The 14271-nt window shown below is 71.8% G+C and carries 12 protein-coding genes; 1 reads left to right on the top strand and 11 read right to left on the bottom strand.

The genetic code is table 11. From position 1 onward, the window contains the following. Positions 1 to 403 precede the first annotated feature (403 nt). Positions 404 to 1264: a helix-turn-helix transcriptional regulator gene (locus ACH4U8_RS15300; RefSeq protein ID WP_395778266.1), complete on the bottom strand. Its 861-nt coding sequence runs from the start codon at positions 1262 to 1264 to the stop codon at positions 404 to 406. A gap of 591 nt (positions 1265 to 1855) precedes the next feature. After that, positions 1856 to 3223, bottom strand: a complete 1368-nt coding sequence (locus tag ACH4U8_RS15295) for an FAD-linked oxidase C-terminal domain-containing protein (protein WP_360307324.1) — start codon at positions 3221 to 3223, stop codon at positions 1856 to 1858. Between the two features lie 72 nt (positions 3224 to 3295). Between ACH4U8_RS15295 and ACH4U8_RS15290 the strand changes: the two genes are divergently transcribed. Then, entirely contained in the window at positions 3296 to 3763 is a 468-nt protein-coding gene (locus ACH4U8_RS15290) for an Lrp/AsnC family transcriptional regulator (RefSeq protein ID WP_360307321.1), read from the top strand. A 121-nt stretch (positions 3764 to 3884) separates the two neighbouring features. On the opposite strand, the gene ACH4U8_RS15285 is transcribed toward ACH4U8_RS15290, so the two are convergent. The 9 genes from ACH4U8_RS15285 to ACH4U8_RS15245 all read right to left on the bottom strand — a co-directional run bounded on the left by ACH4U8_RS15285 (position 3885) and on the right by ACH4U8_RS15245 (position 14268). Beyond that, positions 3885 to 4664, bottom strand: a complete 780-nt coding sequence (locus ACH4U8_RS15285; RefSeq protein ID WP_360307318.1) for a S16 family serine protease — start codon at positions 4662 to 4664, stop codon at positions 3885 to 3887. An 87-nt stretch (positions 4665 to 4751) separates the two neighbouring features. Then, a complete protein-coding gene (locus ACH4U8_RS15280) occupies positions 4752 to 5423 on the bottom strand; it encodes a helix-turn-helix domain-containing protein (protein WP_360307315.1) in 672 nt (223 codons plus the stop codon). Between the two features lie 442 nt (positions 5424 to 5865). Continuing rightward, entirely contained in the window at positions 5866 to 7647 is a 1782-nt protein-coding gene (locus ACH4U8_RS15275) for a DEAD/DEAH box helicase (protein WP_360307312.1), read from the bottom strand. 115 nt (positions 7648 to 7762) lie between these two features. After that, positions 7763 to 9172 carry an MFS transporter gene (locus ACH4U8_RS15270; protein WP_395778264.1) on the bottom strand — a complete coding sequence of 470 codons (1410 nt, stop codon included), beginning with the start codon at positions 9170 to 9172 and terminating at the stop codon, positions 7763 to 7765. A gap of 121 nt (positions 9173 to 9293) precedes the next feature. Beyond that, the gene (locus ACH4U8_RS15265; protein ID WP_360307300.1) at positions 9294 to 11465 is read right to left on the bottom strand and encodes a xanthine dehydrogenase family protein; all 2172 of its coding nucleotides are present in this window, start codon (positions 11463 to 11465) and stop codon (positions 9294 to 9296) included. Positions 11466 to 11495: 30 nt separating this feature from the next. Then, the gene (locus ACH4U8_RS15260; protein WP_395778262.1) at positions 11496 to 12065 is read right to left on the bottom strand and encodes a (2Fe-2S)-binding protein; all 570 of its coding nucleotides are present in this window, start codon (positions 12063 to 12065) and stop codon (positions 11496 to 11498) included. Further along, positions 12062 to 12895: an FAD binding domain-containing protein gene (locus ACH4U8_RS15255; protein WP_360307779.1), complete on the bottom strand. Its 834-nt coding sequence runs from the start codon at positions 12893 to 12895 to the stop codon at positions 12062 to 12064. Before ACH4U8_RS15255 ends, ACH4U8_RS15260 begins: the two co-directional genes overlap by 4 nt. A gap of 378 nt (positions 12896 to 13273) precedes the next feature. Beyond that, positions 13274 to 13591 carry a DUF3039 domain-containing protein gene (locus ACH4U8_RS15250; protein WP_360307294.1) on the bottom strand — a complete coding sequence of 106 codons (318 nt, stop codon included), beginning with the start codon at positions 13589 to 13591 and terminating at the stop codon, positions 13274 to 13276. A gap of 119 nt (positions 13592 to 13710) precedes the next feature. After that, positions 13711 to 14268 (bottom strand): YqgE/AlgH family protein, encoded by a 558-nt coding sequence (locus ACH4U8_RS15245; protein WP_360307291.1) that lies wholly within the window; start codon positions 14266 to 14268, stop codon positions 13711 to 13713. Between the last annotated feature and the right edge of the window lie 3 nt (positions 14269 to 14271).

Raw genomic sequence — 14271 nt, 5'->3', positions numbered from 1 at the left:
GCGCCTGGGGCCACTCGCCCCCGCCGGCACATGAGGCGAACCCAGCCGGCCCGACGCTTGGGCCACCCAACCTCGCCGACGCTCAAGCCGAATCAGCCCCGCCGGCGCATGAGGCCAAATCAGCCCCGCCGGCGTTTGAGGCGAACCCAGCCCGACGCATGAGGCCATCCAGCCTCGCCGGCGTTTGAGGCGAATCAGCCCCGCCGGCGCTTGAGGCGAATCAGCCCGGCCGGCGCTTGAGGCCACATCAGCCCCGCCGGCGCTTGAGGCGAACCAGCCCGGCCGGCGCTTGAGGCCACATCAGCCCCGCCGGCGCTTGAGGCGAACCAGCCCGGCCGGCGCTTGAGGCGAACCCAGCCCGCCCGGCGACCGAGGGCAACCCGACCCGCCAACCCACCCACCACTAGGCCGACATCGTTTGCACGCCGACAACCCGAAGCAACGCCAACCGCCCAGCCGCCAGGCTCCCCGCAGGGGCCGAATAAACGACCACCCGCTGCCCCGCCTCCACGGCAACAAGCACCTGACTCCGCAAGGCGATCTCCCCGACCTCCGGATGCCAAACCGTCTCCCCCCGCCGCCCGGCCCCCTCGCACAGGCCGCCCCCCTCGTCCCCGCCCCCCGACCCCGCCGCCGCCCACAACGCGGCGAACTCGGCCGACCGCGCACACAACCGCGCCACCACCCCCGCGACCCGCGCATCACCCGGCCGTTCCCTGAGCACACCCCGCAGATCGGCCACATACGCCCGGGAGATCGCATCCACGTCCGCCCCGCGAAACCGCTCCCGCGAACCCGGCTCGCAAAACCACCGCACCACGACGTTGCGCCCGACGTTCGCCCCCAGCAGCGCCACCGCCATCGCGTTCTGCGCCAATACGTCGCCCGAATCCGAGATCACCTGCGCCGGCACATCGTGCAGCCGATCCAGGATCAGCAATATCGCCGGCGACACATGCTCGTCCGCACCGCAGGACCGCCCCGGCGGAACACGACCGGCAAGCCGGAAAAGGTGATCACGCCCGTCCTCCTCCAACCGCAACGCGCGCGCCAACGCGGCAAGAAGCTGCGGCGACGGATGCGGGCCCCGGTTCTGCTCCAGCCGCGCGTAGTAGTCGACCGACATCCCGGCCAGCCGCGCGACCTCCTCGCGACGTAGCCCCGCCGTACGGCGCCGGACCCCGTCGGGCAGCCCCACGTCCGCCGGCGACAGCCGTTCCCGGCAGTGCAGCAGAAAGCCGGCCAGCTCCTGTCGATCGTTCATGCCCACAGGATCCGACGTCCCCGCACCGGTATCCAGGGCCCATCCGTCCCTGGATCACCAGTCCCCGGTTGGGCGTTCCCTGGGACCGGGCAGCTCCGAAGCGGCCGACCCACCGGCAGCCGGCCGCCGATTGCCCGAGGCCGCCCACCCACCCGGCGATCAAGCGCCGAACACCCAAAGCCCGAACAAGCCCCGGCGAATCAGGCCGCCCGGCGGATCGCGGTGACGAGTCGGGCGGTGGCCTGCGCGCGTGCCTGTCGACGGCGGCGCAGTGCGATTGCCGCGACCCGTACCTCTCGACTGTCCCGCTTCTCCACGACCGCCACCTCCGAACGAACCCGTCCCGCCCGAGAAGGCGACACCGTGCGCCCCAACAGGAGCGACACCCACAAACCTAGGTGCCACACCCCCCGTCGGGCGTCGCCCGGGAGTGCCGATCGGCCCTACTACCGGAGGACGACTCGAACCCCCGGGTACCCCCGAGACATGCCACCCCGGGAGTACCCGACGGGACTTCCGACGGAGCCGCCCCCTCCTCGGCCCGGCCCGGAGCACCTGCCCCGGGCCCGGGCTCGGATCACCTTCCCGGGTTCAGATCACCTTCCCCGGGTTCAGGATGCCCAGCGGGTCGAACGCGGCCTTGACCCCCCGGTGCACCCGAACCCCCACCGGCCCGAGTTCCTCCGCGAGCCAATCCCGCTTGAGCACGCCCACCCCGTGCTCCCCGGTGATCGTGCCGCCGAGGTCCAACCCCAGACGCATGATCGCGTCGAACGCGACCCCGGCCCGCTCCACCGCCGCCGGGTCGGTCGCGTCGAAGATCACGATCGGGTGGGTGTTCCCGTCCCCGGCGTGCGCGCACACCCCGATCACCGTGTCGTGCCGCTCGGCGATCGCGGCCACCCCGTCGAGCAGGTCGCCGAGCCGCGAGCGCGGCACCGCGACGTCGTCGATCATGCTGGTGCCCAGCCGTTCCAGTGCGGGCAGCGCGAGTCGACGGGCCTGCATGAACAGCGCCGAGTCCTCGGCGTCCTCGGCGGTGAACGCCTCGAACGCGCCCGCCTCGGTACAGATCGCCTCGATCGCGGCCAACTCGGCGGCGGGCTCCGGGGTGTCCACCGCGACCAGGAGCAGCGCGGCGCTGTGCTCCGGCAGGCCCATGTTCGCCATCGCGTTCACCGCGCGCAGGGTGGTGCCGTCCATCAGTTCCATCAGCGAGGGGGTGTGGCCGGCCGCCATGATCGCCGAGACCGCACCGGCCGCCGAGGCGGTACTCGCGAACTGGGCCACCGTCACCAACGCGGGCGGCGGCGTCGGTCGCAGCGCGAGGGTGGCCCGGGTGACCACGCCGAGCGTGCCCTCCGCGCCGACGAACAGCCGGGTCAGGTCGTAGCCCGCGACGCCCTTGGCGGTCCGCCGCCCGGTGCGCAGCAGTTCCCCGTCGGCGAGCACGACCTCCAGGCCCAGCACGTACTCGGCGGTCACCCCGTACTTGACGCAGCACAATCCGCCCGCGCCGGTGCCGATGTTGCCGCCGATCGTGCAGGTCTCCCAACTGGACGGGTCCGGCGGGTAGACCAGGCCGTGCTCGGCGGTCGCCTTGGACAGGTCGGCGTTGATCACCCCCGGCTCCACCACGGCCGTACGGTCGACGGGATCGATCTGCAGGATGCGATTCATCCGAACGAGCGAAAGCACGATGCAGCCGTCGACCGCGTTGGCGCCGCCGGACAAGCCGGTACGCGCGCCCTGCGGGACCACCGGTACCCGCAGTCGGGTGGCCACCCGCATGACGTGTTGCACCTGCTCGGTGGTCTCGGCCAGGACCACCACCGCAGGGTGACCGGCCGCACACAGGCCGGCCATGTCACGCGCGTACGATGCGGCGATGTCCGCGTCCGTCACCAGGACGTGCGCGGGTAGTTCCTCCCGCAGTGCCGTGATCAGGTCGGTGGTCATGCTGCCTCCCGGTGTGGCCGTGAATGGCCCCAGGGTAGGCACCGGGAAACCAGTCCCCCGAGGGAGGGCACCTTGCAGATCGACCGGTTGGATGCCGCGCTGATCCGATTGCTGGTGGAAACACCGCGGATCGGTGTCGTGGAGTGTTCGCGCCGGCTGGCGGTGGCGCGCGGCACGGTACAGGTGCGCCTGGACCGGCTGCGCGAGGCCGGCGTGATCAGAGGCTTCGGGCCGGACGTGGACCCCGCCACCCTCGGCTTCTCGGTGACCGCCTTCGCGACCCTGGAGATCCGCCAGGGCCAGGGCCGCGACCTGCGCAAGCAACTGGAATGCGTGGCCCAGATCCTCGAAGTGCACGCCATCACCGGCCGAGGCGACCTGCTGTGCCGAATCGTCGCCCGCTCGAACGCGGACCTACAACACGTAATCGAACAGATCATCGAACTCGAAGGCGTGGTCCGCGCCTCCACCACCATCGCCCTGGAAACCCCGGTCCCCTACCGGGTCCTGCCCCTGGTCGAGTCCGCGGTGGACGAATAGCCGGCCCACCCGGCCCGGCCGGCGTTCGAGGCCGCTCAGCCCCGCCGGCGCAGGCGGCGAACCCGGCCGGGCCGGCGTTCGAGGCCGACCGGGCCGGCCGGCGGACGAGGCCGAACCCCCGTCAGCACGAAGGCACCTTGCCCCCCGCGTTCAACGCCTCGAGCGCCGAAACCGCGCCCGAGAGCGTCTCGACCGGAATCAGCCGAAGCCCGCCGTCCCCGACCCGCCCGGCCTCCCCGCACTCCCCCTTCGGCAAAACGAAAACCGTGGCCCCCGCCCGCTTCGCGGCCAGCAGCTTCATCGGCAACCCGCCGATCTCCCCGACCTTGCCGTTCGCGTCGATCGCCCCCGTGCCGGCAATCGTCCGCCCGCCGGTGAGCTGACCCTCCGTCAGCTTGTCCACGATGCCCAGCGCGAAGAACAGCCCCGCACTCGGTCCGCCGACATCGTTCAGGTGCAACGTCACCTTGACCTGGTCCGGCGACTTGCCGAGGTACTTCAGCGCCGCGACGGTCGCGCTGTCCTGCGACTTGACCATGTCCTTGACGTTGGTCTCGACGACCTGCTCGACCGACTTGCCGTCCGGATAAACGGACTTCCTCGGCACGACCGACTCCTCCGAGTCCCACCACGCGCCGATCAGCGATGCCAGCCGACGCTTGTCGTCGCGCCCGCTCGCGTGGATCGTGGTCAACAGCAGGTGCCCGGTGGTCGGATACACCGCGGCGGGGCCGGAGATCTCGACCACCGGCCGCCCCCCGTCCTCGCCGAGCGTGTCGGCCACCGATCCGGGCGTGATCAGGACGTACGGCATCGGCACCAGGAACGCGAAGAGGAACAGGATCGCGACGAGGAGCAGGGACACCGGGAGGGTGAGCTTGGTACGGGCCACGCCTGGCATTAAACACGGCGCGCCCCCACCCGCCGTACCGGACTCGCCTCACCGAAGCCGCGGTCGGCGATCCGTGCGTGGTCGCGACGCTCGGGACTACGCGGCGGAGACCCGTACCCCGCCCAGTTCGTCGGACAGTTCGGCCGCGGCCTGGGCCACTCGGCGGCCCAGCCGTTCGGTGTCCAGGTTGCCGAGCGAGACGATCCCGACGCTCGACTCGACCGCCGCGAGATCCGGCACCGAGGCGGCGATCCCGGGCACCGTGTGCCGACCGTCGCCGGGGGCGTACACATAGGACCTGGGCCCGTCCAGGCCCGCCACCACGCGGCGCGCGGCCAGGATGGCCAACCCCGCGGCCCCCGCGTCCAGCGTGTGCCGCGAACCGACCCGGTAGGCCACGTGGTAGTCGGTCCAGGTGGGCTCGGCCACCGCGACCACCAGGGCCTCCATGCCGTCCACGATGGTCAGGTGCGCGGTGGCGCCGGTCTCCTCGGCCAGTCGGCGCAGACAGGGCACCGCCGCGTCGCGCACCAGCGGGTGTGCGCGACGGGCCAGCTGCAGCGCGCCGAGGCCGAGTCTGGTGCGGCCGCTCTCGTCGCGCCGGACGAGGCCGTGCTGTTCGAGCGTGGCGAGGATGCGATAGACGACGGTGCGGTTGACGCCGAGTGCGGCGGCGATGTCGTGTACCGACAAGCCGTCCGAGGCATCGGCGAGCAGTTCGAGGACCTTGAGACCTCGGTCCAGGGTCTGTGACGTTTCGGCGACCACCGGCCCCCCTCCCTTCGCGTGACGTTGCATTACGTCCAGCGGCGTTCGATCCCCGAACGAAACACCACATTCGCGAGGCTGTGCGGCGCCAGGTCATGGGGCCAGGACACGTACTCGTCGCCACTCGGCGGGCAGGCCGAACGGATTCCCACGTCCGCGAAGGACGGTTCCTCCTGCGCGGCGCGTCGGAAGATCACGCTAACCAGAGAGGGCAGTTTTGGCACCGGATATCCGGGATACGGACAGGAAAAATCTCCGCTGAACCAGGACGTTTAGCACATACCGCACAAATCGCCAAATGCGATCCTCGACACGTGTCCCCAGGACCACGACCGAGCAGCCCCGTACTCACCAGCCGGACACACCGTCCCAACCCATGAGATCGCCGGCCACGAACCGACTCCCCGTACCGGCCCGAGTCGCGCCCCGGCCGCCGCGAATCTCACCGCCCGGACGTGGCCCACTCGCGAATCTTCCCGATCCGCGCCTCCAACTGCCCGGCCGACGCCTGGGCCACCGCCGGCCCGCCGCACACCCGGCGCAGCTCGTTGTGGATCTGCCCGTGGGTCTGCCCGGTGCGGTGGTGCCACGCGGCCACCATCGTGTTGAGTTCCTTGCGCATCGAGGTCATCTGACGATGCGTCACCACCGGTCGCTGGTCCGCCGGTTTCTCCGACAGGTCGGCCTGCTGGTCCGGCTTGCGCCGGCTCTTGGCCACCTGCTTGGCCTGCCGGGACTGGAGCAACATCTGCACCTGGTCGGGTTCGAGCAGTCCGGGCAGGCCGAGGTACTCCTCTTCCTCCTCGCTGCCCACGTGCGCCTGGAGCCCGAACTCCGCACCGTCGAACAACACCCGGTCGAACCGCGCCTCGCTCTCCAGCGCCTCGAACGCGAACTCCTCCTGCTGCCCCGGCTCGTCCTGCTGCGCGTTGGCCTGCGCGACGAGGGCGTCCTCCTCGTCGTACATCCCGCCCTCCTTCTTCGGGCGGTCCAACACGTGATCGCGCTCGATCTCCATCTCGTTCGCGTGCTGGAGCAGCGTCGGCACCGAAGGCAGGAACACCGAGGCCGTCTCGCCCCGCCGCCGGGCCCGGACGAATCGGCCCACGGCCTGCGCGAAGAACAACGGCGTGGAGATCGTGGTGGCGAACACCCCCACCGAAAGCCGAGGCACGTCCACCCCCTCGGACACCATCCGCACCGCGACCATCCAGCGATCCTCGGACGCCGAGAAGTCCTCGATCTTCTTCGACGCGCCGGTGTCGTCCGACAACACCAGGGTCGCGCCCTGCCCGGTGATCTCCCGAATCATCCGCGCGTACGCCCGCGCCGACTCGTGGTCGGTGGCGATCACCAACCCACCCGCGTCCGGAATCGCCTTGCGCACCTCGCCCAACCGCTTGTCCGCGGCCCGCAACACCTGCGGCATCCAGGCACCCTGCGGATCCAGCGCGGTACGCCAGGCCTGGCTGATCGCATCCTTGGTCATCGGCTCGCCCAACGAGGCCGCGATCTCGTCCCCGGCCTTGGTCCGCCACCTCAAGTCGCCCGAATACGACAGAAAGATGACCGGCCGCACCACCCCGTCCGAAAGCGCGTGGCCATAGCCGTACGTGTAGTCGGCGGACGAACGCCGAATGCCGTCCTTGCCCTCCACGTACGCGACGAACGGAATCGGATTGATGTCCGACCGAAACGGCGTGCCGGTCAGCGCGAGCCGGCGCGTGGCCGGCTCGAACGCCTCCATGCACGCCTCGCCCCACGACTTGCTGTCGCCCGCGTGGTGGATCTCATCCAGGATCACCAGCGTCTTACGGTTCTCCACCCGCCGCCGATGCAACATCGGATGCACGCCGACACCCGCGTAGGTGACCGCGATCCCGTGATACTCCCGCGACACCGGCCCCGACGAACTCGAATAATTCGGGTCGATCCGCAGACCTATGCGTGCCGCGGCCTCGGCCCACTGCTTCTTGAGATGCTCGGTCGGCGCAACGATGGTGACCTGATGGATCACGTGCGCCTCCAGCAACTCCGAGGCGATCCGCAACGCGAACGTCGTCTTGCCGGCACCCGGCGTGGCCACCGCGAGAAAGTCCCGAGGCTGCCGTTCGAGATAGGTGTCCAAGGCCCCCTGCTGCCACGCACGCAGCTTGTTCGCCGTACCCCAGGAGGCACGATTCGGGAAGGCCGGGGACAGATGGGACGCGGCTGCAATACTCACTGCGACGACTCTGCTCCAACCCGGAATTCCACCCGACACCAAGCCCTCAGGCTACCCGAGCCCCCACCGGGTTCCCCCACCCCGACGTCGTCCCGACACGTCCCGAACCGAGCGGTCAGGGGGTTTGGGGGGTGGGGTGGAGGCGGGGGGCGAGGAGGGTGCCGAGGAGGGCGGTGGCGAGCATGATGGCGAAGATCAGGGTGAAGACGCCGGAGTCCTTGCCGGTGCCCTCGTGGAGGGCGGCGAAGATGGCGCCGGCCAGGCCGACCATGACGATCGTGCCGAGCGAGTCGGCGACCTGGAGGGAGGAGGAGTTGGTGCCCGACTCCTCCGGGGTGGACAGGTCGAGGGTGAGCACGCTCATCGACGAGACGGCCATGCCCATGCCGGCGCCGCCGAAGAACCAGCCGACCGTGACCACGTACGGCGATACGCCGGGGACCAGCGCCAGCAGTGCCCCGCCGATCGCGACGGCCACGAAGAGGAAGCCCATCCGGACCAGGAGCGGCCGACGTTCGTGCGGCGAGCGGCCCTGGTACCAGGACCCCAGCGCCCAGGACAGCGCGCCCACGGTCAGCGTCAGCCCCGCCCGCGTCGGCGACAGGCCGTGCTCGCTGATCAGCATCAGGGGTACGAAGGACTCGACCGAGAAGAACGCGCTCGCGAGCACACCCCGACACAGGATCACCGCCGGCAGCCCGCGCACCGCGCGCAACGTCCCCGCCGGCAACAGCCGAGGCACCGTCACCACCATCAGCGCCAGGCCCGCGACCGCCGACAACACGCCCGGCACGTTCAGGTCTTGGCCGCCGTACTGCAACATGCCCGCGCCCACCGAGGCGCCGAGCGCGGCCCGGATCCGGCCCCGGTTCATCCGCGCGTCCGGATCCGGCTCGCCCGCCATCCGCTTGAGCTGCGGCAGCATCATCATGATCGGCAACACCACGAGCACCGGAATGGCCAGGAACACCCAGCGCCAGCCCAGGTGATCGGTGACCAGACCGGCCACCGGCGGCCCGACGATCGAGGGCAGCACCCACGCCGCGGAGAACGCCGAGAACACCCGCGGGCGCAGCGCGGACGGGTACGCCTTGCCGACCACCACGTACAGCGCCACGATCACCAGCCCGCCACCGAGGCCCTGCACGGCCCGGCCCGCGATGAACGGCCACATCGACTGAGCGGTGCCGGCCAGCACGAGGCCGGCCGCGAACGCCCCGATCCCGCCGAACAGCGGCAGTCGGGGTCCACGCGCGTCACACCATTCGCCGGAGACCACCATGGCGAGCAGGCTCGTGGTGAAGAACGCGGAGAAGGCCAGGGCGTACAGCGGCACGCCGTCGAGTTCCTCGACCGCCACCGGCATCGCGGTGCCCACGGCCATCGCCTCGAAGGCGATCAGCAGGACGACCGACACGATGCCGAGCGTGAGCTGAAGATAGGGCCGGGTCAGCACCCCGGGCTCCCGATCGCCGGACGTCTCGGCGCTGCGTCGCGTGGACTTCGACTCCCCTACGGCTGTCACCGAGACAGCCTAGACCCTGGCATATCAACCTACTTATCCCCGAGCAGCACCCGGCAGCACCGAGCAGCACCAAGCCACCCGAGCAACCCGACCAGCCCGAGCAACACCCGCTGCTCCTCCGCTACTCCACCACCACGTCCCGAGGCCGCAGCGGCAACCGGGGCAGTTCCAGCCCCGTCGCATCCCGCACCGCCGCCGCGACTGCGGCCGGCACCGGCACGACGGCCGCGTCGCCCAGGCCCTTCGCGCCGAACGGCGCGCCAGGTTGCGGCTCCTCGATCCACGCGGCGACCCGCACCGCCGGCACGTCCCACGTCCCCGGCGGCGACCACACCGACTCGATGTCCTCGGTCAGCGCGAGCCCGACCCCCATCGCCACCGAACTCTCCACCCGCACCCGGGCCTGCCCGGGATCCAACACCCGCCCCGCGTCGTAGGCGCCGGTCACGTCCACCACCCGGATCGTGCCCAACTCCGGATCCAGGTCGACCACGACCCGACAGGCCGAAAAGGCCACCGCCGGGTACGCGTTGCCCTGCCCCGCGTCGTCCAGCGGCTCCGTGCTCGGCGCCCGGCACGCGCCCGCCGTCGTCACCGTCGCGGTGTCCTCGTACATCGCGTCCACCGACAGGTCGATCAGCCCGTCGTAGGACTTGATCCGCCCGTCCCGCACGTCCAACAACCGCGCCGTCATCCCGTACCGCGCCGCCACCGGCGCCAACAGCCGCTCGCGGATCTCCCGCGCCGCCTGCTCCACCGCGCCCGCCGTCAGCCAGGTATGCCGCCCCACCCCCGGCGCCCCGGCCGTCGGCAACGCGGTGCCCGCCTGCAGCACGATCGCGTCCGGCACCCCCAACACCTCGTCCACGATCTGCCGGACCAGGGTCACGAAGCCCTGCCCGACCTCGACCGCCGCGCAGGTCACCGTCACCACGCCACCGTCCAGCCGCACGGTCGCCGTCGACGACTCGTCGGCCCCCTCGATGCCCAGCAGCGGCATCAACCCGACCGCGTACCCCGTCCCGCGCAACGTCCCGGGCGCGGGCGGCGCGGCCGGCGGCGCGGCCTCGGCCACCGCCCGCAACGCGGCCCCCACCGGCACCGGCCCGTCCAGTACCTGACCCGTCGTCAACATCGTTCCGGAGCTGAGCGCGTTGCGCAGCCGCAACTCCACCGGGTCCATCCCCAGCGCGTCCGCGAGCTTGTCCATCTGCGCCTCGTGCGCGAAGCACACCTGCACCGCGCCGGGCCCACGCATCGCCCCCGCCGGCGGATTGTTGGTCCGCACCGCCCACGCGTCCACCGCCGCGTACGGCACCATGTACGGCCCGGCCGCGCAGCCGATCAGCCGCCCGATCACCTCCGCCGAGACACCCGCGTACGCGCCGCCGTCCAGGATGATCTGCGCCTCCACCCCGAGCAACCGGCCGTCCCGATCCGCCCGATGGGTGTACTTCATCCGGGCCGCGTGCCGATGTCCGCCCACCGACAACGACTCGTCCCGCTCCAGCACCGCCTTGACCGGCCGCCCGGTGCGCAGCGCCAACAGCGCGACCACGGCGGTCAGTCCGACGTCCTCGCGCGTGCCGGCGGAGCCGCCCGCGCCGGTGGGCATCAACCGGACCATCCCGGCGGGCAGCCCCAGACACTCCGCGACCTGGTCCCGATCCGCGTGCGGATACGGCGACGCCACGTGCAGTTCGACGCCGCCGTCCGGCGAGGGCAGCGCGAGCGCGGCGTCGGTGGCCGGGTTGGCCTGGTACTGCGCGGGCACCTCGTACAGCCCCTCGACCACCACCTCGTCCACCGGCGTGCCGTCCCGGCGCAGCTTGACCGGCCGGCCGTGGCGCAGCGCGATGTGCCGCAGCACATTGCCGTCCGGATGCAACGGCGGCCCGGCGAAGGCGTGTTCGGGATCCGAGGCGGCCTCCAATGGTTGGTACGACACGAGCACCGCCGCGGCGCCGGCCCGCGCCGCGTGCAGCGTCTCCGCGGCGACCGCCGCGACCGCCTCCCCGGCAAAGCGCACCACGCCGTCCGCGAGCACCGGCCGGTCGGCCACGATCACCCCATGGCACGCGCCCGGCGGCAGATCCGCCGCGGTGACCACGCCGCGCACCCCCGGCACCGCGTAGGCCCCGGCCGGGTCCACGTCCAGGATCCGCGCGTGCCGGTACGGGGAGCGCACCAGCACGCACCACAGCAGGCCGGGCGCCCACAGGTCGCCGGTGTAGGAGAACCGCCCCCGTGCCTTGGCGTCCCCGTCGGGGCGCGGTGCGGACTCGCCGATCACCGATTCGTGCCGATCACTTGGTCTCGCCGATCACTCGGTGCCGCCGGCCGCCGGCGGCGCGATCACGTTGAACATCATCGTCGAGTGGGTCTCGCGCGGGGCGCGCCTGCGCGCCGCGGTGCGCACCGCGTCCACCATCGGATGCGGCCCGGCACACCGACAGGGGTGCCCGTCCAGCGCCCGCCGGATCTCCACCTCGCCCGGCTCGGAGCTGCGGGCCAGCAGCGCACACGCGGACGCGACCACTCCCGGCACGCAGTATCCGCACTGGACCGCGCCGGACTCGACCATCGCGCGCTGCACCCCGGTGGTCTCCGGGTCGTTGTCCAGGTCCTCGATGGTGCGCACCTCGCGGTCGCCCAGGGTGGCCGCCGCGACCAGACACGCGGAGACCGCGACCCCGTCCAGGTGCACCGTGCAGGTCCCGCAGACGCCCTGTCCGCAGCCGTCCTTGGCGCCGGGCAGGCCGAGCCGCTCGCGCAGCACGTACAGCAGGTTCTCGCCGATCCAGGCGTTCTCGATCAGCCGCGCCTCGCCGTTGACGCGCAGGACGTACGACGTGGTGGGGGCCGCGTCGAAGTCGAACCCGGGGCCGCTCATCCGCCGAACGCCCGTTGTACCGCGCGCCGCGCGCACACCGCGACCACGTGCCGCAGGTGCGCCCGGGCGGCCCGCTGTTCCGCCTCGGGCCGGATCTCGTCCGCGACCAACCGGCCGAAGTCGGCCGCGTCGCGCGCGTCCGAGAGCCGACCCGTGTGCGGGTCCATCCGTCCCGCCAGCCACTGTTCGGCCGCGAACGCGCGCACCGGACCGGGATGCGCCCCGCCGACCGCACAACGCACGTCGCCGACCACGGGACCGGCCACCAGCGCCAGGGTCAGGTGTCGCCCACCACCCACCGGCGCCTTGACGAACTCCTGCACGCCGCGCAGCAACGGCACCCGCACCCCGGTGATCAACTCCCCCGGGCGCAACAGTTGTTCGGCGATCGGGCCCGCCTGGGGCGCGAGCAGATGCGGGGCGACCTCGCGCACTCCGCCCGGCGAACGGCAGGACACGGTGGCCTCCAGGGCGGCGAGTACGGGCAGCGAGTCGGCGGCGCGGCCGCTCGCGAGGATGTTGCCGCCCAGCGTGCCCATCGCGCGCACCTGCGCGGTGCCCACCTCGTTGGCGGCGGCGGCCAACGCCGGGACGAGCGAGGCCAGGTCGGCGTCCGCGAGCCGGGCCCAGGTCAGCCCGGCGCCGAGCATGACGAAATCGCCCTCGTAACCCCACCGCCGCAGGTCGGCGACCTTGGCCAGACCCACCAGGGCCGGCGGTCGCACCGTTCCGGCGTTGACGCGGGGCATGAGGTCGGTCCCCCCGGCCACCGGCAGTGCCCGGGGATCGCGCGCGAGGGCATCCACGGCCTCGTCGAGCGACAGCGGCATCAAGATCGTCGCGTCCACAGCGCCGCCCACCCTATTGCCACGCGCCGACCGAAAGGGCCGACCCGGCACAGATTTGAGGCAACCCGAAACCCCGGCACCCCCGAACGCCACCAGGCCCGCCCAGACCCGCTCCGAAGCCGTAAAACACCGGCCTCCGATCAAATCGAACGGACCTTCCCGACCGACACGAGACGCGACGCCGGCGCGCCGCCGAACGCCACCCGGACGGGATGCGAGAGACGCCACCCGAACGGGATGCGAGACAGGAGGCGGGACCGGAAGCCGAACCCGACACCCGAAGCCCCGCACCCGGGCAACGCAAGAGGCGCCGGTCACCACGACCGACGCCTCCGGCACCATCAGTACATCCGCGGCGACCTACTTCTTGCCGCCGCTCTTGCCACCGCTCTTGTCCTTGTCGCCACCGGCCCCGCCGGCCGGCATCGTTTCGTAGATCTCCTTGCACATCGGGCAGACCGGGTACTTCTTCGGGTCGCGACCCGGCACCCAGACCTTGCCGCAAAGGGCGATGACCGGGCTCCCGGACATCGCGCTTTCCATGATCTTGTCGCGCTGGACGTAGTGCGCGAAGCGCTCGTGGTCACCGTCGCCGTGGGAGAGCTTCGGCGTCTCCTCGATCAGCGTGCCGGTGCCCGTCCCGTGCTCCGGCTCCGGGAAGCTCTGGGGAGTGGTCATGCCCACCAGGATAGCCAGACGTCGGCGGCACCGAACGGCGCGTTGGATCACGCCCGCGTCGCGGTCCGCACCACCCGGCGCACACCCGGGCCCGGCCCCGCTCCGGCCCCGCCCCGCCGTCAGTTCAGCGTCGGATCCTCCGGATACGTGGCGACCATGGCCAACTCGCCCACCTGGCGCCGCAGTACCGCCCGCCACAGCCGGTCCGGCGCGGGTGTGAACGCGTCGCCCGGCTCGGAGTCGACCACGTACCACGCACCGGACTTGAGCTCGGTCTCCAACTGCCCCGGCCCCCACCCCGCGTACCCGGCGAACACCCGCATCGAGCCGAAGTCGGCGGCGACCAGTTCGGGCGGCACGTCCAGGTCGACCAGCCCCAGGCCGCCGTGCACACGACGCCAGCCCAGCGGCTCGGCCCCGCCCGGCACCGACGCGATGGCCAGTGCCGAGTCCATCGCGACCGGACCGCCCTGGAAGACCACGGGCGGCTCGCTGACGATCTTGGACCACGGCACGAGCACGTCGTTGACGTCCACCGGGCTGGGGCGGTTGATCACCACACCGAGGGTGCCGTCCTCGTCGTGCTCCAGGAGGAAGACCACACACCGGTCGAAGTTGGGATCGGCCAGCGCGGGCGTGGCCACGAGCAGGCGTCCGGTGAGCGTTACCTCGGTCATGCG

This window comes from Embleya sp. NPDC020886 (genome assembly GCF_044333915.1).
Classification (GTDB): domain Bacteria; phylum Actinomycetota; class Actinomycetes; order Streptomycetales; family Streptomycetaceae; genus Embleya.
Note: the sequence above shows the minus strand (reverse complement) of the source record. Positions and strands in the feature narration are given on the sequence as shown.